General features: G+C 26.5%; 23 protein-coding genes. All 23 read left to right on the top strand.

The window, feature by feature from the left end; translation table 11 throughout:
* Nucleotide 1: 1 nt before the first annotated feature.
* The 23 genes from mgtA (AWT65_RS03715) (at nt 2) to AWT65_RS03605 (ending at nt 24,034) form a co-directional block, all read left to right on the top strand.
* The gene (mgtA, locus tag AWT65_RS03715; protein WP_066729490.1) at nt 2-2,368 is read left to right on the top strand and encodes a magnesium-translocating P-type ATPase; all 2,367 of its coding nucleotides are present in this window, start codon (nt 2-4) and stop codon (nt 2,366-2,368) included.
* 8 nt (nt 2,369-2,376) lie between these two features.
* A complete protein-coding gene (locus AWT65_RS03710) occupies nt 2,377-2,844 on the top strand; it encodes a winged helix-turn-helix domain-containing protein (protein WP_066729488.1) in 468 nt (155 codons plus the stop codon).
* An 82-nt stretch (nt 2,845-2,926) separates the two neighbouring features.
* Nucleotides 2,927-5,626: a magnesium-translocating P-type ATPase gene (mgtA, locus tag AWT65_RS03705; protein WP_066729487.1), complete on the top strand. Its 2,700-nt coding sequence runs from the start codon at nt 2,927-2,929 to the stop codon at nt 5,624-5,626.
* Nucleotides 5,627-5,721: 95 nt separating this feature from the next.
* Nucleotides 5,722-7,089: an asparagine--tRNA ligase gene (asnS, locus tag AWT65_RS03700; RefSeq protein ID WP_066729486.1), complete on the top strand. Its 1,368-nt coding sequence runs from the start codon at nt 5,722-5,724 to the stop codon at nt 7,087-7,089.
* Between the two features lie 8 nt (nt 7,090-7,097).
* The gene (locus tag AWT65_RS03695; RefSeq protein ID WP_066729481.1) at nt 7,098-7,826 is read left to right on the top strand and encodes a tetratricopeptide repeat protein; all 729 of its coding nucleotides are present in this window, start codon (nt 7,098-7,100) and stop codon (nt 7,824-7,826) included.
* 10 nt (nt 7,827-7,836) lie between these two features.
* A complete protein-coding gene (dprA, locus tag AWT65_RS03690; RefSeq protein ID WP_066729480.1) occupies nt 7,837-8,682 on the top strand; it encodes a DNA-processing protein DprA in 846 nt (281 codons plus the stop codon).
* Nucleotides 8,657-10,873, top strand: a complete 2,217-nt coding sequence (topA, locus tag AWT65_RS03685) for a type I DNA topoisomerase (protein WP_232292789.1) — start codon at nt 8,657-8,659, stop codon at nt 10,871-10,873. Before dprA ends, topA begins: the two co-directional genes overlap by 26 nt.
* Entirely contained in the window at nt 10,873-11,781 is a 909-nt protein-coding gene (gene xerA, locus AWT65_RS03680; protein ID WP_066729478.1) for a site-specific tyrosine recombinase/integron integrase, read from the top strand. Before topA ends, xerA begins: the two co-directional genes overlap by 1 nt.
* A complete protein-coding gene (locus tag AWT65_RS03675) occupies nt 11,774-12,892 on the top strand; it encodes a GTPase (protein ID WP_066729477.1) in 1,119 nt (372 codons plus the stop codon). Before xerA ends, AWT65_RS03675 begins: the two co-directional genes overlap by 8 nt.
* A gap of 84 nt (nt 12,893-12,976) precedes the next feature.
* Nucleotides 12,977-13,744 (top strand): MBL fold metallo-hydrolase, encoded by a 768-nt coding sequence (locus AWT65_RS03670; protein ID WP_066729476.1) that lies wholly within the window; start codon nt 12,977-12,979, stop codon nt 13,742-13,744.
* Between the two features lie 5 nt (nt 13,745-13,749).
* Nucleotides 13,750-14,286 (top strand): uracil-DNA glycosylase family protein, encoded by a 537-nt coding sequence (locus AWT65_RS03665; protein ID WP_066729474.1) that lies wholly within the window; start codon nt 13,750-13,752, stop codon nt 14,284-14,286.
* A complete protein-coding gene (gene ychF / locus AWT65_RS03660; RefSeq protein ID WP_066729472.1) occupies nt 14,283-15,386 on the top strand; it encodes a redox-regulated ATPase YchF in 1,104 nt (367 codons plus the stop codon). Before AWT65_RS03665 ends, ychF begins: the two co-directional genes overlap by 4 nt.
* Nucleotides 15,387-15,400: 14 nt before the next feature.
* Nucleotides 15,401-16,222: a mechanosensitive ion channel family protein gene (locus AWT65_RS03655; protein ID WP_066729470.1), complete on the top strand. Its 822-nt coding sequence runs from the start codon at nt 15,401-15,403 to the stop codon at nt 16,220-16,222.
* A 13-nt stretch (nt 16,223-16,235) separates the two neighbouring features.
* On the top strand, nt 16,236-16,853 hold the full coding sequence (locus AWT65_RS03650; RefSeq protein WP_066729469.1) for an MBL fold metallo-hydrolase: 618 nt from the start codon (nt 16,236-16,238) through the stop codon (nt 16,851-16,853).
* A gap of 11 nt (nt 16,854-16,864) precedes the next feature.
* Nucleotides 16,865-17,482, top strand: a complete 618-nt coding sequence (locus AWT65_RS03645) for an SIMPL domain-containing protein (protein WP_066729467.1) — start codon at nt 16,865-16,867, stop codon at nt 17,480-17,482.
* A 9-nt stretch (nt 17,483-17,491) separates the two neighbouring features.
* Nucleotides 17,492-18,064: an elongation factor P gene (gene efp / locus AWT65_RS03640; protein WP_066729465.1), complete on the top strand. Its 573-nt coding sequence runs from the start codon at nt 17,492-17,494 to the stop codon at nt 18,062-18,064.
* A 71-nt stretch (nt 18,065-18,135) separates the two neighbouring features.
* Nucleotides 18,136-18,930: an endonuclease/exonuclease/phosphatase family protein gene (locus AWT65_RS03635; RefSeq protein ID WP_066729463.1), complete on the top strand. Its 795-nt coding sequence runs from the start codon at nt 18,136-18,138 to the stop codon at nt 18,928-18,930.
* A gap of 1 nt (nt 18,931) precedes the next feature.
* Nucleotides 18,932-20,245: an MATE family efflux transporter gene (locus tag AWT65_RS03630; protein WP_066729461.1), complete on the top strand. Its 1,314-nt coding sequence runs from the start codon at nt 18,932-18,934 to the stop codon at nt 20,243-20,245.
* Nucleotides 20,242-20,838, top strand: coding sequence for a TrmB family transcriptional regulator (locus AWT65_RS03625; RefSeq protein ID WP_066729459.1), 597 nt, complete (start codon nt 20,242-20,244; stop codon nt 20,836-20,838). Before AWT65_RS03630 ends, AWT65_RS03625 begins: the two co-directional genes overlap by 4 nt.
* Complete coding sequence (locus AWT65_RS03620) at nt 20,835-21,500, top strand: site-2 protease family protein (protein ID WP_066729457.1); 666 nt, start codon at nt 20,835-20,837, stop codon at nt 21,498-21,500. Before AWT65_RS03625 ends, AWT65_RS03620 begins: the two co-directional genes overlap by 4 nt.
* 13 nt (nt 21,501-21,513) lie before the next feature.
* The gene (locus tag AWT65_RS03615; protein ID WP_066729455.1) at nt 21,514-22,443 is read left to right on the top strand and encodes a DHH family phosphoesterase; all 930 of its coding nucleotides are present in this window, start codon (nt 21,514-21,516) and stop codon (nt 22,441-22,443) included.
* Nucleotides 22,431-22,673, top strand: a complete 243-nt coding sequence (locus AWT65_RS03610; RefSeq protein ID WP_066729453.1) for a hypothetical protein — start codon at nt 22,431-22,433, stop codon at nt 22,671-22,673. Before AWT65_RS03615 ends, AWT65_RS03610 begins: the two co-directional genes overlap by 13 nt.
* An 89-nt stretch (nt 22,674-22,762) precedes the next feature.
* Nucleotides 22,763-24,034 (top strand): ABC transporter substrate-binding protein, encoded by a 1,272-nt coding sequence (locus AWT65_RS03605; RefSeq protein ID WP_066729451.1) that lies wholly within the window; start codon nt 22,763-22,765, stop codon nt 24,032-24,034.
* Nucleotides 24,035-24,037: the final 3 nt, after the last annotated feature.

Here is a 24,037-nt window from a genome sequence, read left to right as displayed (position 1 = left end):
TATGAAAAAAAATGTAAATAAAAGGCTTTCATCATATATTTTCAGATCTTTTGTAACTCCATTTTCAACTATACTTTTTTGTTTGGCTCTACTTTCATCATTAACACAAAAAATTTTCTTATTCTTAGTAATATTATTAAGCGGGTTAATACATTTTACTCAAGAAATAAGGGCAAAAATAATAGTAGATAAATTATTAAAATTAGTTAATACAAAGGTTAAAATATTAAAAGATGATAAAATTATAGAAATAAGTTCAGACCAATTAAAATTGGGTGATAAAATCCTATTAGAAGCAGGAGAAAGAATACCTGCTGATGTAAAATTATTGAAGACATCAGACTTTTTTGTGTCTCAGTCCGTTATAACTGGTGAAAGTGGAATAGTAGAAAAAAAGGCTACGGCCTTGGCTTTTTTTGGGACTAATGTAGTTGGAGGTAAGGCACTAGGAGAGGTTATAGCCTTAGGAAAATCTACAGTATATGGTAATTTAGCTATTAATAATGTTGTGAAAAAAAGACGCTTCGATGAGGGTGCAAAATCAATTTCTATAGTATTAGTAAAATTTATGGCAATATTACTTCCCATTGTATTCCTTATTTTAGGTATAACTAAGGGACTTTGGCTAAAAGCATTTGTATTTTCTTTATCGGTAGCTATAGGACTAACACCAGAATTACTTCCTATGGTAATATCTGCATGTTTAGCGAAGGCAAGTAGTAGCTTGTATAAGAAAAAAACTATAGTTAAAAATATAAATGCAATGCAGGCTCTAGGGAGTGTAGATGTATTGTGTGTAGATAAAACTGGGACTTTAACAAAAGATGAAGTTATACTAGAGTATTACTTAGATGTTTTAGGTAATGAATCACAAAAAGTACTAGATTTTGCATATATAAATAGCTATTATCATACAGGTGCAAAAAATCATTTGGATAGGGCAATTTTAAATTATGAAAATGAATATTTTAAAAATTTAGTTAATGAGTATAATAAAATTGATGAAATACCCTTTAATAATGAAAAAAAATATGCTAGTGTTCAGGTAAATGATTTAATAATACTAAAGGGAGCATATAAGGAAATATTAAAAAAATGCTCATATATAGAATATAGAGGAAAAGTAATTAAAATTGAAGATAATAAGCAAGAAAGTGTAAAAAGTATAGTAGATGAAATGACTGAAGAAGGAATGAAAGTTCTAGCGATTTGCTATAAAAAAACTAAAAAATCATATATAGATGATAATGATGATTACATATTATTAGGATATATTTCTTTCTTTGATGCACCAAAGAGCAGTGCTATTAGCTCTATATCAAAATTAAATAATTTAAATATAGATATTAGAATATTAACTGGTGATAATAAGGGAACAACTTTAGCAGTCTGTAAAAGAATAGGTATAAAATGTAATAAGGTACTAACCGGCGAACAGATAGATAAGTTAGAGGGTGATGATGTATATACTACAATAGAAGCCACTAATATTTTTGTAGAATTAAGTCCTAAACATAAGGCAAAAATAGTAGAAATTTTACAAAAAAATGGACATTTTGTAGGATTTTTAGGAGATGGTATGAATGATTTACCAGCTCAATTGAAGGCAAATGTAAGTATATCTGTTGATAATGCAGTAACTGCTCTAAAAGATAGTGCTGATATTGTTTTATTAAAAAAAGATTTAAATATATTAGAAGATAGCATAATAGAAGGAAGAAAAGCCTTTGTAAATATGGTTAAATATATTAAGATAACAGCATCATCTAATTTTGGAAATATTTGTGCTATAGTTTGTGCTAGTATATTTTTACCATTTTATCCTATAACTTCTGTACAAATTCTTTTAGTTAATACATTATATGATATTTTATGTTTAATTTTACCTTGGGATAATGTAGATAAAGAACTAATAAAAAGACCACTAGAATGGTCAGGTAAAACTTTAGAAAGATTTATGATATATTTTGGGCCTTTAAGTTTGATATTTGATATAATAACTTTTTTCTTCTTATACAAAATATTAGCACCAAGTGTGGCAGGATCTGATTATAAACAAATTGTAAGTATTTGTCAAACAGGGTGGTTTTTAGAAACATTATGGACTCAAGTTTTAATACTTCATCTTTTAAGAACAGAAAAAATACCATTTATTCAAAGTAAGCCATCAAAATTAGCAATGTTTACAACTATAAGTGGGTTAATATTACTAAGTTTATTAACTATAAGTCCTTTAGGAAATCTAATAGGATTTACAACATTACCACTTATTTACTATATTTTCTTGGCAGTAATTGTTTTATCATATATGATTTTAATAACCATATTTAAAATCTTTTATGTAAGAAAATATAAGAAGCTATTATAGGAGGACTTATGAAAAAAAGTATAGAACATTTAATATTAGATAGTCTAACTATAGAAAAAATAATTCAAGAATGTAAAAATACGAATACATTAATAGAAGCTTTAAAAGACTTATTAAATGAAGATGTACAAATGTTGGTTATTGAAAAAAAAGATGGTGAAAAAAAGAATAATGGTGTAATTAAAATACATGATTTATTCATTTATCCTATTGCAAGAAAAATATTAAAAAAAGATAAAGAAATATTTTTGACACCTAAGGAATTTGACATACTATTATTCCTAGCTAAAAATAGAGGAGAAGTTTTTACAAAAGAACAAATATATACAGCAGTTTGGGATGAAGATTATTTAATGGATGATAGTAATATAATGGCATTTATACGAAAAATAAGAAAGAAAATAGAAGATAATCCAGATAACCCTGAATATATTTTAACTATTTGGGGGATAGGCTACAAATTTAATGAAAAGTAAGAAAATAGCAAGAATTTAGCCATACTTTATTTCTTGCTTTTTTTGTACAATAATAGTGTAATAGAAAAAAGGGGGGATAAAGATGGAAAAGAAGACTAATAGTGAAAGAGTACATTTTTGTGCAACACACTCAATAATTGAAACATTAAATAGCCTAAAAACAGTGCTTGCTGGTTTAACACAAGAGGGTGTAGAAAAAAGTAGAAATTTAAATGGAATTAACAAGGTAACAAAAGAAAAGAAAAAATCTGTTGTAAAAAGAGTTTTGGAAGCCTTTATTAATCCATTCACAGCAATACTATTATGTATAGCCTTTGTATCAAGTATGACTGATATAATATTTCCATATTTTAATTTATTTGGAAGTAATAAACAAGATCTTAATTACTATACTGTTAGTATAATTATTATACTTATAATAATATCAGGAACGCTTAGATTTATACAAGAATCAAGAAGTGGGAATGCCGCTGAAAAGTTATTATCTATGATTACAACTACTTGTACAGTAACAAGAAAGGAACAAAATAAGGTAGAAATACCACTTGATGAATTGGTAGTTGGAGATATAGTGCATTTGTCAGCTGGAGATATGATACCTGCAGATCTAAGATTATTAGAAGCTAAGGACTTATTTATTAATCAGGCGAGCATAACAGGGGAAAGTGAACCTATAGAAAAAATTTCAGAAACTAATAAAGAAACCAAGAGTATAATGGAATATTCAAATATTGCTTTTATGGGAACAAATGTTATTTCAGGATCAGCAACTGCAGTTGTTATTAATGTAGGAGATAATACTTTATTTGGTACTATGGCAAGTGCAGTAGCAAAGGAAGCTGTAGAAACAAACTTCACAAAAGGTGTAAACTCTGTAAGTTGGCTATTAATTAAATTTATGTTACTTATGGTTCCTTTAGTGTTTATTATAAATGGTATAACTAAAGGAGATTGGATATCTGCCTTTTTATTTGGAATTTCAATAGCTGTCGGTTTGACACCTGAAATGTTACCTATGATAGTTACAACAAGTCTTGCAAAAGGGGCTGTATCTATGAGCAAAAAAAATACTATAGTTAAAAATATAAATTCTATACAAAATTTTGGAGCTATAGATATTTTATGTACTGATAAAACAGGAACTATAACACAGGATAAGGTTGTTTTGCAATATTATTACAATGTAAATGGCTTAGATGATGTTAGAGTACTAAGATACGCATATTTAAATAGCTACTTTCAAACAGGTTATAAAAATCTTATGGATTTAGCTATAATTAAAAAAACTGAAGAATTAGAAAATTTGGATAAAAATTTAGAAGATTTGTCTGAAAATTATGAAAAAATAGATGAAATTCCCTTTGATTTTAAAAGAAGAAGACTATCTACTGTAGTAAAAAATAAGAAAACTGGAACAATTAAAATGGTTACTAAAGGTGCCGTAGAAGAAATGTTATCAATTTGTAAATATGTAGAAGATAATAAAGAAGTTAAAGAAGTTACAGAACAATTAAAAGAAAAAATATTAAATATAGTAAATAAATTAAATGAAAAGGGTTTTCGTGTTTTGGCTTTAGCAAAGAAAAAAAGAGGAAAACTAACTGAAGAAGTTGATATGGTATTAATTGGATATCTTGCATTTTTAGATCCACCAAAGGAATCAACAGAATCTGCAATAAAAGCTTTGAAAAAACATGGGGTTTCTACAAAAGTTTTGACTGGAGATAATGACCTTGTTACAAGAACAGTTTGTAAACAAGTTGGTTTAAAAATAAATAATATGTTTTTGGGTAGCGAAATTGAACAAATGGATGATAAAAGACTTAAAATTGCTGTTGAAGTAGCTGATGTATTTGCAAAATTAAGCCCTGAACAAAAGACAAGAATAGTTAGTATGTTAAGAGAAAATGGACATGTTGTTGGCTTTTTAGGAGATGGTATAAATGATGCTGCAGCTATGAAAGCGGCTGATATTGGAATATCAGTTGATACAGCAGTAGATATTGCAAAAGAATCAGCAGATATAATATTACTAGAAAAAGATTTGAGAGTATTGGAAAAAGGTATTCTTGAGGGAAGAAAAACATATGCTAATATGATAAAGTATATAAAAATTACAGCTTCATCTAATTTTGGTAATATGTTATCTGTATTAGTTGCATCAGCAATGTTGCCATTTTTACCAATGGAAAGTTTACATTTAATAATATTAAATTTAATTTACGATTTGTCATGTACAGCTATACCTTGGGATAATGTAGATGATGATTTGCTTGATAAACCTTGTCAATGGGAAGCAGGATCTATTAAAAGTTTTATGTTATGGATAGGGCCTATAAGTTCAATATTTGATATTACTACCTATATATTTATGTATTTTATACTTTGTCCACTTGTAATATCACATGGAGTTTTATTCCACAATTTAGCAAAGGTTTATCAAGGAACACAGTTAAATATGATGAAATTAGGCTATATAGCTTTATTTCAAACAGGTTGGTTTGTTGAATCAATGTGGAGTCAAAGTCTTGTAATACATATGATAAGAACAATAAAAATACCATTTATACAAAGCAGGGCTTCTTTCCCAGTTACAACACTAACTTTATCAGGAATTATTTTATTAACAATTATTCCTTTTACAGAAATTGGTAAATATCTAGGATTTATTGATTTACCTCTTAATTATTTCCTATATTTAATACCTTGTATTATTATCTACATGATATTAGCTACAATAGTAAAAAAGGAATATTTCAAACACTATAATAGATTACTATAGCATAAAGCCTTTAGGTTAAACCTAGAGGCTTTTTATTGTAGGAAATTTCAAAATATGCTATAATCAATTTTAAGAAGATGAATGAGGAGATAGATATGGAATTAAGATTACTTTTAAAAGAGATAGATAAGTACTTAGACAAAAATGTAGAATTATCTGGTTGGATAAAGAAAAATAGAGATCAAAAGAATTTTGGTTTTATTGAATTTAATGATGGGACTAATTTTAAAGGTATACAAGTAGTGTATGATGAAACATTAGATAATTTTTCTGAAATTGCAAAATTAAATGTATATTCATCAATTAAAGTAGAAGGAACAGTTGTAAAATCAATAGGTAGTGGTCAAGATTATGAAATAAAGGCAAATAAGATTAGTGTATATAATGCTTGCGATGAAAAATATCCTTTACAAAATAAAAGACATAGTGTTGAATTTTTAAGAACTATTGCTCATCTAAGACCTAGAACTAATACATTTAATGCTGTATTTAGAGTTAGATCACTTTTATCTTATGCAATACATAAATTTTTCCAAGAAAGAAACTTTGTTTATGTTCAAACACCTTTAATAACAGGTACAGATGCTGAAGGTGCAGGAGAAATGTTTCAAGTAACTACATTAAATTTGAATAATTTAAAGAAGGTAGACTATAAGGAAGATTTTTTTGCAAAACCTGCATATCTTACAGTAACAGGGCAATTACATGTTGAGGCTTTTGCAACAGCTTTTAAAAATACATATACTTTTGGACCAACATTTAGAGCAGAAGAATCAAATACAAAAAAACATGCTGCAGAATTTTGGATGATAGAACCTGAAATAGCTTTTGCAGATTTGAATGTTACTTTAGATATTATAGAAGATATGATAAAGTATATAATTCAATATGTATTAACTAATGCAAAAGAAGAAATGGAATTTTTTAATTCATTTATTCAAAAAGGACTTATAGATAAGTTAACTAACATAGTAGAAAGTGGTTTTGCAAGAGTAACATATACAGAAGCTATAAAATTATTAAAAGATTCTAAACAAAAATTTGAAATTCCTGTAGAATGGGGAATGGATCTTAAAACAGAACATGAAAGATATTTGGCAGAAAAAATATTCAAAAAACCAGTCTTTGTTACAGACTATCCAAAAGATATTAAAGCATTTTATATGAAATTAAATGAAGATAAAAAGACAGTTAGAGCCGTTGATTTACTTGCACCAGGTATAGGAGAAATAGTTGGTGGTAGTCAAAGAGAAGATGACTATGATAAATTAATGGAAGTTATAAAGCAAAAAGGGTTGAATATGGATAATTATGAATGGTATCTTGAATTAAGAAAATATGGTTCAGTTCCACATTCAGGTTTTGGTTTAGGATTTGAAAGAATGTTAATGTATGTAACAGGTATTGAAAATATAAGAGATGTATTGCCATTTCCAAGAACAACAAAATCTCTTGAATATTAGGAGGGACTATGAAAAAATCTATAGTAGTTTTGCTAATAAGTCTTGCATCAATAGTATTTGCAGATATAATTACTGATTTACAAAATATAGATAAGGATTTACAAAATAAAGACTACAATGGAGCTTTATCAAAAAGTAAAGAAGCTATGAAAAAGGCTATTTCAGATGATGATAAAAAAGCAATAGAAGCAGTTGTGAATGAAATAAAGGAAAAAATTAAGAATACATCAGCAGATGTTTTAAATAATTTAGGGGCCTCAGATGTAGAAGTACAAGAGAATGATGAATTAACTACTAAGGATTCTGGAACTTTACCGGGCTTACCAGCAGAACATGTAGCTGATGCTGCAAAATTTGAAAAATATAAGAAATATGAACAACAAGTTGTTTCAACGGGTAATTCAGAAGCAATTCATTCATTAGCTATGCTATATATCAAGGAAGGTCTATATGAACATGCAATGAATTTGGCATTAAGAGATAGAAGTAGAAATATAAAAAATATATATTTAGCAGCAACAACAGCTAGAATGATAGGAAGATATGATCAAGCAATTAAGCTATATAACAATATTTTGAATGTTAATTCATCACATGCAAAGTCATATTTAGGTTTAGCAATGGCATATAAGGGAAAAGGTAAATTTTCTCAAGCCTTGAAATACTTAAAAACATACGCAAATTATGATAATTCAAGAAGAATACAAGAAGATATCCATGTTTTAAGCTCAATTTAAAAGGAGTGCTATGGATTGGTCGTGTTTATTAAACACAGAATTGAAAAATTCACAAATAAGAAAATTAATGAAAACATACACTACAATAGAAAGTGTATATAATAACTTTGATAAATTAAATGATGAAATAAAAAGAAAAATAGAAAAATGTAGAGAATATGAAAATAGCGATAAGGATTTACGAATTATTTCATATTATGATGATGAATATCCAGACTTTCTTAGGCAAATTGAAGATTTTCCTACATTTTTATTCTTAAAAGGGAAAAAATTACCTGCTAATTGGCGAGTAGCTGTAGTAGGAACAAGAAAATATACTAATTTAGGTGAAAAAACTTGTAGGCATATAATAAAGGGGCTTTCTAAATATGAAAATATAAGTATAATTAGTGGCTTGGCAAAGGGAATTGATACTATTGCTCATAAAGCTTCATTAGAAAATAATATACATACTATTGCAGTATTGCCCACAAGTATTTATGATTGTTATCCTTTAGAAAATAAAAAATTAAAAGATGAAATTGAAAGAAGAGGGACTTTAATTTCTGAATTTAGAAAAGGAGAAGTCTTACAGAAGTATAATTTTGTTATTAGAAATAGAATAATTGCAGCTATTTCTAATTTGGTATATATACCACAGTCATATAAATCAGGAGGTTCATTAATTACAGCAAAGCTTGCAGGTTTATATAATAAAGAAATATATGCAAGTCCGGGTAGTATTTTTGATAAATCTTTCGAAGGTTGTAATAATTTAATAATGAAAAATGAGGCTAAATTAGTTTTAAATGCAAGTGATATTGCATATGAATATTGCTGGAGGGAAAAAAGTGAAAAAATTTTTGGTAATAGTTGAATCACCATCTAAAGCAAAGACTATTGAAAAAATATTAGGAAAGAATTATGAAGTTCAAGCTTCTTATGGACATGTAGTAGATTTACCAAAATCAACATTAGGAATAGACATAGAAAATGGATTTATACCTAAGTATAAAACAATAAAAGGTAAAGGTGAACTTTTAAAGAAATTAAAAACTAAGGCAAAGAGTTCAGATATAGTATATCTTGCTTCCGATTTGGATAGAGAAGGAGAAGCAATAGCTTGGCATATATCCAACTATATAAAATTGCCAGAAAAAATGAAAAGAATAGTATTTAATGAAATAACAGCTACAGCTATAAAAAATGCTATAAAAAAACCTAGAGAAATAGATATTAATTTGGTAGATGCACAACAAACAAGAAGATTGCTTGATAGAATAGTGGGATATAAGATAAGTCCCCTACTTTGGAAAACTATTAATAGAAATGCTAGTGCTGGAAGAGTTCAATCAGTTACTTTAAAAATAATATGTGATTTAGAAGATGAAATAAAATCTTTTGTACCTAAAAAATACAGAGAGTTTAGTGTTTTACTGAAAAATAATATAGAATTGAAACTTAGTAAAATTGATGGAGAAAAAGTTGATAAGATATTTGATGAAACTTTTGAATTGAAGTTGCCAGAATATATTTTAGCTACAAAAGTAGATATCAAAAAGAAAACACAAAGACCACCTTTAGTTTTTAAAACAAGTACAATGCAACAATTAGCAGCCTCATATTTAGGTTTTTCTGCATCTAAAACAATGAGAATTGCTCAACAATTATATGAAGGTTTAGAAATAGCAGGGCAAACTAAGGGTTTAATTACTTATATGAGAACAGACTCAACTAGAGTTTCAAAAGAAGCACAAGAACAAGCAGCAAAATACATAGAGCAAAATTTGGGTAAGGAATACGTAGGAAAGTATTTTTCAAAAGATAAAAATGCTCAAGATGCACATGAAGGTATAAGACCGTCATATATGAAATTAGAACCTGATAAAATATCAGGCTACTTATCTAAAGATCAAAATAAGTTATATAACCTTATTTGGCGTAGATTTATAACTTCACAAATAGCTGCTGTGAAATATGATCAATTACATATAATAGCTAATGAAGCTAATTTAGAATTTTCAGGTACAGTTAATAAAATAACATTTGATGGATATTATAAATATCAAAAATCACAAGAAGATATAATAACTCAAGATTTACCAGATATTAAAGAAAATGATAAATTAGAAATAGATAAGATTTTGACAAAAGATGGAATTACGAAAGCTCCAGCAAGATATACAGAAGCAACTATTATAAAGAAATTAGAAACAGAAGGTATAGGAAGACCATCAACATATGCAAGTATAATAGATACTCTTTTAACAAGAGAGTATGTAATATTAGAGGATAAAAAATTAGTGCCTACAAATTTAGGTTATGATGTAAAAGAAGAATTAGAAGAACATTTTAAAAATATTATGAATATAAAATTTACAGCTAATATGGAAAATGAATTAGATGAAATTGCTGATGGTAAAAAAGAATGGCATAAAATTTTGAAAGAATACTATAATTCTTTGGAAAAAGATATAGATAAATATGAAAAAGATATTAGTAAATTAAAGGAATTAAAAGTTTTAACAGATGTATTAGATAGTTCTAAAAAACCAATGCTATTAAAAACTGGAATATATGGAAAATATTTGATCAGTGAAACAAATGAAGAGGAAAAAATATCTCTTAAGGGAATTGAAGTACCTAAAGAAGAAATAAAACAGGGCTATGTAAAAGTAAAGGAAAAAGTTGAAAAGCTTATTGAAGAGAAAAAAGGGACTTTAACAGATTATGAAGAAGATGGAGTTAAATTCTATCAAAAGCTTGGAAGATTTGGAGCCTATCTTGAAAGTGAAAACTATGCAGAAGATAAAAAGAGATTAACATTAAGTCCTTTAATTAGATCAAAATTAAAAAAAGGTGAAATTAAAGTAGAAGATGGACTTTTGCATATTTCACAATATATTTTAAAAGAAAAAGAAGAAAATGAAAGATTAATTAAGCAAGCAGGACTTTGTGAAAAATGTTCTAAGCCTTTTATTATAAAAAAAGGAAGATTCGGAAAATTCTTAGCTTGTAGTGGTTATCCTGAATGTAAAAATATTAAAAATATAAAAAAGAGTAAGTGATGAGAAAAAATTTAGAAGATTATTTGTACTATAATGAAGTAATTTTAGGAAAAAGCTATAATACCATAAGATCATATAGAAATGATATAAGACAACTAATAGAGTATTTAGAAGAAAATGAAAATATACATGATTTCTCAAAGGTTGAAATAATAACTTTGAGATCTTTTGTTGCCTATTTAAGTATTAGTTGTAAATCTTCTAAAAGAAGTATCAATAGAAAAATTTCAGCAATAAGAAGTTTTTTTGATTATTTGGTGAAAAATGATATTATTAAAGAAAATAAGGCAGTTTATGTTAATACACCAAAATTTGAAAATAAATTGCCTAATTTTTTACAAAAAGAAGATATAAGCAAACTTAGAGCTTGTATAGATACAAGTAATATATTGGGGCTTCGTGATAGAGCAATAGTTGAAATCTTATACTCAAGTGGTTTAAGATCAGCAGAATTGCTAGAATTATCTGAATATATGATAGATATGGAAAAAAGAGAATTGAAGGTTATTGGTAAAGGGGACAAGGAAAGAATTACCTTTTTCAGTAATACTGCAAAAAAATATTTACTTGAATACATACAGGCTAAAAAAGATAAGATGATATATGATAAAAATATAGTTTTTGCAAATGCAAGAGGTGGTAGGTTGACTACTAGATCTCTTAGACGACTTATAGAGAATTATGCAAAAAAAAGTGGAATAAATAAGGAATTAACACCTCATGTATTTAGACATACTTTTGCTACAGAATTACTTAATAGTGGCGTAGATATTAGATATGTTCAAGAATTATTAGGGCATAGTACTATAGCTACAACACAATTTTATACACATATTAGCAAGAAAGCATTAAGAGATATGTACTTGAAGACAAGACCATTTTCAAAAGAAGGAGAAAAAGATGATTAAAAAAATTTGTAAAGGTTGTGGAGAAGTTTTACAAAGTGAAGATAAAAATAAAAAAGCTTATATCCCTTTTGAAAAGCTTTTATTAGGAGATAATTTAATTTGTAGACAGTGTTTTAGACTTAAAAATTATGGAGAAGTGCCTAAGGAATTGAGTGATAAGCAAGAATATGTTAGAATAGTAAAGGAAAGTATAAAAAAAGCAGACTATATTCTTGCAATTTTTGATGCTACAGATATAGAAGCTTCTATGCAACATGAAATTTTAGACCTTTTGGAAAGTAAAGAAAGTATAGTTGTTTTAAATAAAATAGACTTATTAGAAAAATACTATAGCTTGGTAGAAATATCTGCTTGGTTTAGAAGAAAAATTATTGAAAATAATATATTCCCTCAAAGTTTTTGCTTTGTTTCATCTAAAAAAAATGAAGGTATAAAGGGAATATTACATAAAATAAAAAGTTTGAGTTCAAAAAAAGAGCTTAAAATTTGTGTTATAGGTGCATCAAATGTAGGAAAGTCTAGTGTTTTAAACAGATTAATAGGAAGTGACAGACTAACTACATCTAAATATTCAGGAACGACTAAAAAAAATATTAGTACAACCATAAAATATAAAGATATTAAAATTACCTTTATTGATACTCCGGGTATAGTCCCAGAGAATAGACTTACAGAATTAGTAGATCCAGCTAAGGCAGTTTTACTAATGCCAAATAAAAAATTGAAAGAAACTAATTTAACTATAAATGAAAACCAAATTTTATTCTTTGATAGTTTGCTCTATTTAAAGGTAAAAAATAAGGCAAAAATCAGGGTGCTTTGTTCTAAAAATGTACAAATACATGTATCAAATGAGAAAAAAATTAAAACTTTGCTTGAAGGAGATTTTTTTGATTTTTTTACTAAGGAAGAAAGAAAAAAATATTTGGAACAAGAATTTGTAACTGAGAGTATAAGTTTAACAAAAATAGATAGTTTGGATATACAAGGTTTAGGTTTTTTAGAAACTGATGCTAGATTAGAGTTAGATATAACATATCCCAAAAAATTAGGTATCTGTGTTAGGGAAAGTATGAAATTTGCTAATAAAAGGCAAGATGATATTTTATGATAAAAAAAATAATATTTTTTATATTTCTAGTAGCTTTAATGTATAATATATCAATAAATGTGATTGAAAAGGAAATGAAAAAAGTTGAAATTATCAGTGTTAGGTAGTGGAAGTGCAGGGAATTGTAGTTATATTGAAATCGGTGGAAAAAAATTTTTGGTAGATGTTGGTTATAGTGTGAAAAAAATAAGAGAAAAATTGGCAACTATAGATAGGGAATTAGAACAAATAGATGCCATATTTATAACCCATGATCATGGTGATCATATGAAAGCCGTTGGAACTATATCAAGAAAATTTGATATACCAATATATATACATAAAGATTCACTAAAACAAATTCAAAAAAAAGTACTTAAATTAGATATGGAAAATATAAGAATTTTAGAGGATAGACGAGTATTCTTAGATAATATTTTAATTGAAAATTTTGATGTTATGCATGATTCAGCACATAATTTGGGCTATACTTTTAACCATGCTAACAAGAAATTAGCCTATGTTACAGATATAGGTAAAATAACGAATATAGTTAGACAAGCTTGTTTAGATAGTGATTTTATAGCATTTGAAAGTAATTATGATTTGGATATGCTATTGAATGGTTCATATATTTGGACATTAAAAAATAGAGTTAAAAGTAATGTTGGTCATATTTCTAATGAAGAAGCTACAAAGTTTTTGTCTTCTATATCAAATAATATTTTAAAAAAAATATTTTTGCTTCATTTAAGTTCTGATAATAATACTGAAGAATTGGCATATAATACATTAAAGGACAAGATAGATAAAAGAATAGAAATTAATATAACAAGTCAGGTAGCAACTAAGCTATTTGAACTTAAAAAGTAGGAAATATGTGGGAAGAATTAGAAACAGATATAAAGATATATGCACAGAATGTGCCCTTATTTGGAGAAGGTAATAAAAATGCAAAAATACTGATACTATTTGATCATCCAACTAAAGAAATGAATGATGTAAGACAAATAAGAGTTGGTAAGGAATATGATGTTTTAAAAACAATATTTGAATATGTAGGTATAGATATTAAAGACTGTTATTATACTTTGCTTGTTAAATATTATATTCCTAATTTGATAGAAGATAGTGTTAGAAAAGAAAGCATGAAATATTTATTAAAAGAGATATATTTGGTTGATCCAGATTATATTATTTGTATTGGAGAAGAAATATTTAATTATATATATAAATATTATACAAAAAAAAGAGAAGAGAATAAATTGCTTGTAGATATTTCTCAAAGTATAGGAAATATCTATGAATTGAAGGGTATGAAAATAGTACCTATGTATGATATGTACAAAATAAAGAATTTGAAAAAAATAGAAAAACAAAAAATAGTAGATGTATTGAAGGGGATAACAAAATGATAGCAATAGGGATTGTAGGTTTACCTAATGTTGGAAAATCAACATTATTTAACGCAATTACAAAAACACAAAATGCACTAGCTGCAAATTATCCATTTGCAACAATAGAACCAAATGTTGGAACTGTTGCAGTGCCAGATAAAAGAATGAATGACTTAGTTAATTTAATCAATCCAAAATCAGTAGTAAATGCAACAGTTGAATTTGTAGATATTGCAGGTTTAGTAAAAGGGGCATCAAAAGGAGAAGGTTTAGGAAATCAATTTTTAAGCAATATTAGAAATACTCAAGCCATATGCCAAGTAGTTAGATGTTTTGAAAATAATGATATAATACATGTAGAGGGAAGTATAGATCCAATAAGAGATATAGAAATTATAAATTATGAATTAATATTTTCAGACTTGGAAACTATAGAAAGAAATTTAACTAAGAATTTAAAATTACTAAGAGGTGGAAATAAAGAAACAAAGGCTTTAGTTGATGTATTAGAAAGATGCAAAAAAAATCTAGAAGAAGGTAAATTGTTAATTAGTTTAGATTTTACTGAAGATGAATTAGAACTTATAAAACAATATCAACTTCTAACAATGAAGCCTATTATGTATGCACTAAATGTTTCAGAAGAAGATTTAGCAGATCCAGATTCTAATAAATACGTGAAAGTAGTTAAAGAATATGCAAAGAAAAATAAAAGTGATGCTGTAGTATTTTCAGCAAAGGTTGAATCTGAATTGATAGAAATAGAAGATGAAGAATTAAGACAAGAATTTATAGAATCTTTAGGTATTAAAGAACCTAGTCTTAATAGATTAATATCTAAGGGTTATGAATTACTAGGTTTAATTACTTTCTTTACAGCTGGAGAAAAGGAAGTAAGAGCTTGGACTATAAAAAAAGGAACAAATGCTCAAAATGCTGCAGGAGAAATTCATACAGATATACAAAAAGGTTTCATTAGAGCTGAAGTAGTAGATTTTGAAAAATTTATGGAATATAAGGGGTGGCAAGGAGCGAAAGTTAATGCTGCAATGAGATTGGAAGGTAAAGAATATATAGTAAATGATGGTGATGTTATGTTCTTTAGATTCAATGTATAGAAGAAAGGGTAAGTATGAATGAGCTTTTAAAATATTTTAATTATAAACAATTCGGTACCTATGCTAGTTCAAATATAGAAAAAATAATTTTTGCCTTAATTATTTTGGTATTTTTTAAGAAGATAGAAAATTTAATTTATAAAATTATAAAAAAAATTAATGAAAAACTTTTTTCAGAAAAGGCAGTTTTTACTTTTTTTAATTCTTTAACGAAGATTATTATTAAATTAGTACTTATAGTCGTGATATTACAATTACTTGGAATTAATTTGAATGGAATATTTACTTTAATAGGAGCCTTAGGTTTAATATTAGGGTTTGCATTCAAAGAAACTATAAGTAATGTTTGTGGAGGTGTAATTTTATTATCCTTCAAACCATTTAAAGTTGGTGATTTAGTAGAATTTAAAAACTATGTGGGTATAGTGAAAAAAATTGAAATTTTTTATACAACTATTTTGACAGCTCAAAATGAATATGTAATAATACCTAATGGGAATCTAATAAATAATGAAATTAAAAATATAAATACAAATAAAATTAGAAGATTAGATTTACAAATAGGAGTTGGGTATAACTCAAATATAAAACAAGTAAAAAAAATAATAAAAGATATAATAATATCTGGAGAAAATTTATTTGAATTAAGTGAAGAACCAATAATAGGCTTAACTAATTTGGGAGCTTCTTCTATAGACTTTGATATAAAAGTATATGTAAAATATGGAAAATATAATGAAGCAAAATATTATTTATATGAAAAGTTAAAAGAAGTTTTTGATAAAGAAAATATTGAAATTCCATATAATAAGTTAGATGTAAATATTAATAAATAATGAAGGGAGATTTATGGAAATAAAACGCTTTGTAAGTAATTTACTTTCTGAAAATGTCTATTTATTAAGCTATGATAAAGATTGTATTATGATAGACCCTGGTGGGGATGTTGAAGAAGTTTTGGAATATATTGAAAAGAATGCTTTAAAATTGCAAGCAATATTAATAACACATGGGCATTATGATCATATAGCAAGCTTAAATAAAATATTAAAAAAATATTCTGTTCCTATTTATATAGGAAAAGAAGATAAAGAAAAATTATTTGATTTTAATTTATCTTTATCAGCACTTATCGATGGAAAAGAGTATAGTTTAGATAAGTCTGCTAAAATAATTGAAGTAACTGAAGGAATGAAATTATTTAATTTTGTAGCTTTACATACACCGGGACATACTTCAGGTAGTGTTTGCTATTATGCAGAAGAAGAAAATTGTATTTTTACTGGAGATACCCTATTTAAAATGGCAATAGGAAGAGTTGATTTTCCTACTGGTGATTCAAGACAAATGAGAGATAGTCTTAATAGACTTTTCAAATTAAATGAAAATATAGTAGTATATCCTGGGCATGGAGAAAGTACAACTATTGGAGAAGAATATTTGAATTATTACGGAACATATTATTAAGGGGATATTTTATGAAAAAAATGTATGACATAGTTATTGCGATTATATTAGCTTTTGGAGCTATAATCTCAGTTGCAATATTTTCAAATACTATAGATAAATTGAATAAAAAGAATCAAGTTGTGATAGTAAAAGGTTATGCACAAGTTGATAGACCTGTTGAAGAATATAATTTTGTTATGTCTATAAAGTCAAAGGCCAAAGATGTTAGCTCGGTATATAATGCACTTTATGAAAAAGAAGATAGAATATCTGCAAATATAGACTATAAATATACAAAAGAAGATGTAGACTTAGAAGCACTTTCACCACAAGGTTATGAATTAACTTGTAATTATATTTTCCATTCAGATAAGCTTGAAGACATAAAAAAGATTAGAGAAGAAGTTAACAAAATTAGTGTTCAGTACAAGGATGTAGAATTAAATGATATACAAGAGGTTTATGCTGATGTAGATGAAAATGATTTAATTAATCAAGCTATTAAGGATGCAAAAAAGAAAGCCTATATTCTAGTTAAGGAAAATAAGAAAAGTTTAGGTTCTTTGATTAAAATTAAACAAGATAAAATAATTAAAAATGATAAAATAGTCAGTGTTACAGTTACTGTAACATATGAAATAAATTAGGAGGAATATATGAAACCAGCAATGGAATTAAGACAAGGAAGTACTTATAAAAAGGATGGAGTACCTTACATTATACTAAAGGCAGAAAGACACCAATCAACATCAGGTAAAAGACAAAGAGCTGCTGAAATGAAATTTAAAATTAGAGATTTAATTAGTGGAAAAACACAAGAAATTATTGTTTTAACAACAGAAATTATGGATGATATTATGTTAGATAGATATCAAATGCAATTCTTATATGCTATGGATCATGAATATAATTTTATGAATCAAGAAAATTTTGAACAAATAAGCATGAGAGAAGAAGACCTTGGAGATGCAGTTAATTATCTAGTTGAAGAAATGGTAATACAAGTTTTAATGTATGAAGGAACACCAGTAGGAGTTGAATTACCAAATACTGTAATAAGAGAAATAACTTATACAGAACCAGGTCTAAAAGGAGATACTATAGGTAGAGCAACTAAACCTGCAACAATTAATACAGGTTACCAATTACAAGTACCTCTATTCTGTAAAATAGGAGATAAAATAAAAATAGATACAAGAACTGGTGAATATATAGAAAGAGCAAATTAAAAAATATTAATGATTTAATGAAAAACTGCACTAGCTTGCAGTTTTTTGTATAATAAGAGGAAAAGGTGAGAATGAAAAAATTAATAATAATTATTGCAATATTTTTTGAATGTATATGTTTTTCAAAAAGAATAACATTAGCTTCTTTTAATGTAGAAAGATTAGGAGAATCAAAAAAGGACTATGTATCTTTAGCGAAAATTGTTTCAAAATTTGATATTATAGCCTTAGAAGAAGTTATGAATACGGATGGTCTAGATAAGCTATTAAAACATTTAAATAATTATTCCTATATAATATCAAAGCCGGTAGGAAGTAAAAAATATAAAGAACATTATGCTATTTTATATAAAAAAAATGTAGTTGATAAAATAGAAAATATAGGGGTTTATAATGATAAAAATAATGATTTCATTCGTGAACCTTCAGCTTTTTATGTTAAAACAAATAAATTAGATATGCTTTTAATACCAGTACATTCAATTTTTGGTAAAAATGAAAGTGAAAGAGTCTATGAGGCTACAAAATATATAGATGTTTATAATTATTTTTACAATAAGACTAAGCAAGATGATATAATTTTATTAGGAGATTTTAATTTACCTGCAAATGATAAAGCATTTAATAGATTAAAAAGAAAATATAACTTAGAAAATATAATAAATCCTATAGAAGATAAGACTACATTATCTAAAAAAGGTTTGGCTAGTTCTTATGATAATATTTTTATAAATATTTCTAAGTTAAAAGCTTTTACAAATAGATATGGTGTATATAATTTTACAATGAATAATTATGAAAAAATTAGAAAATATATATCGGATCATTTGTTAATATTTATAGAATTGGAAAATGAAAGGGATTGATATGAAAAGTATATACAAAAGAATTTTAATAATAGCTATACCAGTTGCCTTTGAAAATATGATTTTTAGTTTAATTAATTTTGTTGATATTTTTATGATAGGTAAAATAGGTACAGCCGCAATAAGTGCTTTGGGAATAGCAAATCAGATCTTTTTTATTTTTTCCTGTTCAGTATTTGGCTTACTTAGTGGAGCCAATGTGTTATCAGCTCAGTATTATGGAATAAAAGATTATTTTAGTTTAAGAAAGATAATGTCATTAACTATTATTTTAGGTTTATTTATGTCATTGCCTTTTATGTTTATGATATTACAAGATCCCGAGGGGATAATAAGGTTTTATACAAAAGATGCACAGGTTATAAATTATTCAATTCAATATTTGAAAATATCGATATATACTTTTCCTTTATTTTCAATAGCCTTTTCTTTTGCAATGCAATTAAGGGCAATTAATAAACCTAAGTATTCTTTATATTCATCAATAGCTGCCTTATTTATTAATGTATTTTTAAATTTAATATTAATACCCAGATATGGTGTGGCAGGAGCAGCAACTGCTACTTTAATAGCTAGATTTTCAACGACTATATATCTATATTTAATTTTATTATATAGAAAAATACCTATTATACCTCGTTTTAAAGAGATAAAATATATAGATTTGAATTTTATAAAAAAATTGTTATCTATTTCAGCACTAACTTTTATTCATGAAGTCTTATGGGTATTTGCTGATACAATTAAAGTAATGCTTTTGGGTAGAATGGGAACTCAAGCTTTTTCAGCTATACAAATAGTAGTAGGTATTAATGGTCTATTATTTACACTATTCATAGGTTTGACAAATGCAAGTGCTATAATAATAGGGAATGAAATTGGTAAAAGCGATAAAATTGTGGTATATAATTTTTCAAAAGATTGTTTAAAATTATTCACTTATGTAATGGTTGTGGTAATAATATTACTTAATTTAATAGCACCTTTTGCAATAAATCTTATGAAATTAGAGAATGAATTAACAATGATAACAAAGAGATTGATACTATCGCAATCAGTAGTAACAGTTCTATATTCATATAGTATGTTCTATTTATCAGGCATGCTTCGTGCAGGAGGAGATGTAATGTTTTCAATGTTAGTTGAAATATTACTAGTTTGGTTAGTAGGTTTACCACTAACATATTTGGCAGTAGATATTTTAAATCTTTCAGTATATTGGGTATATATTTTTGCAAGAATAGATGATTTATTTAAGCTATATCCTTGTTTAAAAAGATATTTTAGTAAGAAATGGATAAGAAAGGCAATATGAAATTAGAAGATAAATTAAAAGCTGTAGGCTTTAATGAAGTTGAAGCAAAGGTTTATTTAGCTTTGCTAGAAAAAAGTGGGCAAAATGGTACACAATTATCGAAGTTACTTAAATTACCAAGAAGTAGTGTGTATACTGCCTTAGAAAATTTAAATGAAAGAGGGATAGTATATATTATTCCAACGGAAAAAGAGTATAAAAACTATAATCCGATATTTCCTGAAGATTTAGTAAATATGATAAAGAGAAAATATATAGAAATATTAGATACTTTGGCAGAAGATTTTGATAAAATATATGATAAAAAGAAATATGAAATGGTGTATAATATTGATGGATTAACTAATATTAGGTATAAGCTTGAAGAAATGATACAAGATTCAAAGGAAAGCATACTTATTTCAGGCTACATTAAGAATATGCCAACAGTTGATAAGGACATTAGATATATAAATGAAAATGATGTAGATCAATTTGTTTGTTTAGTAGATAAGAAAAAAATATTAATAGCAAAATTAAATGCTTTGCATGAAGTTGCTATTTATACCAATAATAGTTTGATAATAGAGCAATTTTTGAAAGGAATTAAATGAAAATTTTTTTAACAATATTAATATTGAGTCTTGTTGTAATAATTCATGAATTTGGTCATTATATAACTTCTATTTATTTCAAAGCAAAGGTTTTGGAGTTTTCTATTGGAATGGGACCTAAGATATTTGGATATAAAAAGTTTTCAATAAGACTTTTGCCTTTGGGTGGTTATGTAAAATTAGATGAAGAATCTTTAGAAAGCATTGAAAGATACAAACAGATAATAATAATGTTTGCGGGAATTTTTATGAATATATTATTAGCTTATATAGTTTTAATATATTTTACAAAATTAAATATATTTAAAGCTTTAGTTGAATTGGTATTTATTATTTCAAAAATACTTTCAGCATTTTTGCATATAAGTTTGAAAGATCTATCTGGACCCGTTGGTATATATAGTGCAGTTGGAAGGGCTACTAATATTTTAGGTGTTTTTAGAGGAAGTCTTTATCTAGTATTATTAATTAGTATAAATCTTGCAATAGTTAATTTATTACCTATACCTGGTTTAGATGGAAGTAGAATATATTTAAACTTATTAAAAATGCTGGGGCTTAAAATTTCTAAAAAAATAGAAGAAAGAATATATGTTGCAGGATTTCTTATATTAGTTTTTTTGACTATATTTGTATTAGTTCAAGATATTTCAAGATTATAAGGAAGTGAAAGAAATGTTAAATAAAATAAAAGAAGAAATAAAAAAAGCAAAGAATATAGTTTTGGTAGGTCATATCAATCCAGATGGTGATTGTATTGGAGCAACAGTAGCTTTTAAATATATGATAGAAAGTTTTGATAGTTCAAAAAATGTTAAAGTTTGTATAAATGATGACTTACCTAATTATGTGGAAAAATTACCATATTTACCTAAAATATATAAGGAAATAGATGGAGAAATTGACTTATTAATCTCACTTGATGTGGCTAATAAGGAAAGATTAGCTATAGATGAAAAATATATAAAGCTTAGTAAGAAAACAATAGCTATTGATCATCATATAAGTAATACTAAATATTTTGATCTTAATTATGTAGAAGATATATCATCAGCATCAGAACTAACATACAAATTTTTGGACATATTTTCAATTAAATTAACAAAGGAAATTGCAACATACATTTATTTGGGTATAATAAATGATACAGGTAATTTTAAACATAATAATGTTACTGCTCATACTTTTATGGTAGCTAGTGAAATTGCAAATACAGGAATAGATTTATCAAATATTTATAGAATACTTTTTTCAAAGAGTTTAAAAAAGGCAGAACTTTTTTCAAAAAGTGTGCTAGAAGCTACTTTTGATAAAGAATTAGGATTTATGTATTACTATCTTGGAGAAAATGATATTTATACAAGAAATGAAACTAATGGAGCTTCAGAATATATGTTAGGTTTAGAAGAAGTTAAAGTATCCTTGTTTATGCAACAAGATGGGGATGAAATAAAGGGAAGTTTTAGATCCAAATCAGCAGATGTTAACTATATTGCAGCTCAATTTGATGGCGGTGGTCATAAATTAGCTTCAGGCTTTAAAACAAAGAAAAAATTGGATGAAATCATACAAAAAACTAAGGAGATTTTGAAATGCCAAAAATAGCTTTTATTTTTTCTCTATTATTATTAATAGCTTGTTCAAATGTAAAATATATTACTAGATCTCAAGCTTATGAAATAAATAAAAAATATTTATTAGAGAAATATGGACAAAGAATAGAGGATAAAAATGTAGGTTTTTATATACAAAATGGGAAATGGATTTTTTTTAATCCAACAAAGTATGGAGAATTTAAAGTTATTATAGATAAAAAAGGAAAAATATTAAAATAATTAGTAGTCCCCTTGACAACTATTAAATTCAAAGTATAATTTATTAGTCAATGCAAGCGATTGCAAATAATCAAGGAGGAAGATAAACTATGAAAAAATTTTTAAATTTATCTTTACTAATATCAATTTTTATGACTTTATTTATTAGCTGTGGTAATAAGGAAGCAACTTCTGATAAAAAAGTCTCTATTGATATATTTCAATTCAAGGTAGAATTTAAAGACAAATTTACCGAAGTGGCTCAGGAATATATGAAAGAACATCCAAATGTACAAATTAATGTTACAACTGTTGGTGGTGGAGACGATTATGGAGCAGCTTTAAAGACAAGATTTTCATCAGGTAATGAACCAGCTATATTTAATGTTGGTGGACCACAAGATGTTAGTGATTATCAAGCTAAATTAGAAGATTTGACTAATACAGAAATTTCTAAAAAAGCTTTACCTAAAACTTTAGACGGAGTTACAGTTGACGGAAAAGTTTATGGATTACCTTATAATCAAGAAGGTTATGGATTTATATATAACAAGGCTATTTTTGAAAAAGCAGGTATTAATCCAGAAGAAATTAAAACTTATGCAAAATTAGTAGAAGCAGTTGATACTTTAAACCAAAAGAAAGCTGAATTAGGTTTACAAGCAGTATTTGCTTTCCCTGCTAAAGAAACTTGGGTTACAGGTTTACATTTATCAAATGTATTCTTATCACCAGAATTTAATGGAGATATTAAGAAAACATTCGAAGCTAAAACAGTAGAATTTAAATATGCTAAACAATTTAAAGATATAGTAGATTTACAAAGTAAAAATTCAGTTCAACCAACTGTAAGTTTGGATTATTCACAACAAGTTGAAAAATTATTCTCTACAGGTAAAGTTGCTATGATACAACAAGGTAACTGGGCATTAGGTTCAATTGAACAAATAGATCCTGAATTAGCAAAGAATATTGGTTTGATACCTATACCTGTTGAAGGTGTTGAAGAAGGAAAATTACCAGTAGGAGTACCAATGTATTGGGCTATTAACAAAGATAAGGATGAAGCAACTAAGAAAGCTGCTGTAGAATTTTTAGACTGGCTATATACATCTGAAAAAGGTAAAGATTATGTATTGAATCAATTTAAATTTATACCAGCTTATACTGGTTATGATGCGGCAAAGATTACAGATCCTCTAGCAAAAGATATTTATAAATATTCAACAGAAGGAAATACTATTAATTGGGTATTTATGGGATATCCATCAGGATGGGGTATGAATGTACTAGGTGCTGAAATACAAAAATACTTAAGTAATCAAACAAGTTGGGATGATTTAATAAAGACTACAAAAGATGCGTGGCAAAAAGATAGATAATAG

The organism is Sneathia sanguinegens (assembly GCF_001517935.1).
Classification (GTDB): domain Bacteria; phylum Fusobacteriota; class Fusobacteriia; order Fusobacteriales; family Leptotrichiaceae; genus Sneathia; species Sneathia sanguinegens.
This window is presented reverse-complemented; position numbering and strand designations above follow the sequence as displayed.

Excerpts from the sequence above, each read along its gene's own strand:
- mgtA (WP_066729490.1), top strand. The coding sequence starts at position 2 with ATGAAAAAAAATGTAAATAAAAGGCTTTCATCATATATTTTCAGATCT.
- AWT65_RS03710 (WP_066729488.1), top strand. The coding sequence starts at position 2,377 with ATGAAAAAAAGTATAGAACATTTAATATTAGATAGTCTAACTATAGAA.
- mgtA (WP_066729487.1), top strand. The coding sequence starts at position 2,927 with ATGGAAAAGAAGACTAATAGTGAAAGAGTACATTTTTGTGCAACACAC.
- asnS (WP_066729486.1), top strand. The coding sequence starts at position 5,722 with ATGGAATTAAGATTACTTTTAAAAGAGATAGATAAGTACTTAGACAAA.
- AWT65_RS03695 (WP_066729481.1), top strand. The coding sequence starts at position 7,098 with ATGAAAAAATCTATAGTAGTTTTGCTAATAAGTCTTGCATCAATAGTA.
- dprA (WP_066729480.1), top strand. The coding sequence starts at position 7,837 with ATGGATTGGTCGTGTTTATTAAACACAGAATTGAAAAATTCACAAATA.
- xerA (WP_066729478.1), top strand. The coding sequence starts at position 10,873 with ATGAGAAAAAATTTAGAAGATTATTTGTACTATAATGAAGTAATTTTA.
- AWT65_RS03675 (WP_066729477.1), top strand. The coding sequence starts at position 11,774 with ATGATTAAAAAAATTTGTAAAGGTTGTGGAGAAGTTTTACAAAGTGAA.
- AWT65_RS03665 (WP_066729474.1), top strand. The coding sequence starts at position 13,750 with ATGTGGGAAGAATTAGAAACAGATATAAAGATATATGCACAGAATGTG.
- ychF (WP_066729472.1), top strand. The coding sequence starts at position 14,283 with ATGATAGCAATAGGGATTGTAGGTTTACCTAATGTTGGAAAATCAACA.
- AWT65_RS03655 (WP_066729470.1), top strand. The coding sequence starts at position 15,401 with ATGAATGAGCTTTTAAAATATTTTAATTATAAACAATTCGGTACCTAT.
- AWT65_RS03650 (WP_066729469.1), top strand. The coding sequence starts at position 16,236 with ATGGAAATAAAACGCTTTGTAAGTAATTTACTTTCTGAAAATGTCTAT.
- AWT65_RS03645 (WP_066729467.1), top strand. The coding sequence starts at position 16,865 with ATGAAAAAAATGTATGACATAGTTATTGCGATTATATTAGCTTTTGGA.
- efp (WP_066729465.1), top strand. The coding sequence starts at position 17,492 with ATGAAACCAGCAATGGAATTAAGACAAGGAAGTACTTATAAAAAGGAT.
- AWT65_RS03635 (WP_066729463.1), top strand. The coding sequence starts at position 18,136 with ATGAAAAAATTAATAATAATTATTGCAATATTTTTTGAATGTATATGT.
- AWT65_RS03630 (WP_066729461.1), top strand. The coding sequence starts at position 18,932 with ATGAAAAGTATATACAAAAGAATTTTAATAATAGCTATACCAGTTGCC.
- AWT65_RS03625 (WP_066729459.1), top strand. The coding sequence starts at position 20,242 with ATGAAATTAGAAGATAAATTAAAAGCTGTAGGCTTTAATGAAGTTGAA.
- AWT65_RS03620 (WP_066729457.1), top strand. The coding sequence starts at position 20,835 with ATGAAAATTTTTTTAACAATATTAATATTGAGTCTTGTTGTAATAATT.
- AWT65_RS03615 (WP_066729455.1), top strand. The coding sequence starts at position 21,514 with ATGTTAAATAAAATAAAAGAAGAAATAAAAAAAGCAAAGAATATAGTT.
- AWT65_RS03610 (WP_066729453.1), top strand. The coding sequence starts at position 22,431 with ATGCCAAAAATAGCTTTTATTTTTTCTCTATTATTATTAATAGCTTGT.
- AWT65_RS03605 (WP_066729451.1), top strand. The coding sequence starts at position 22,763 with ATGAAAAAATTTTTAAATTTATCTTTACTAATATCAATTTTTATGACT.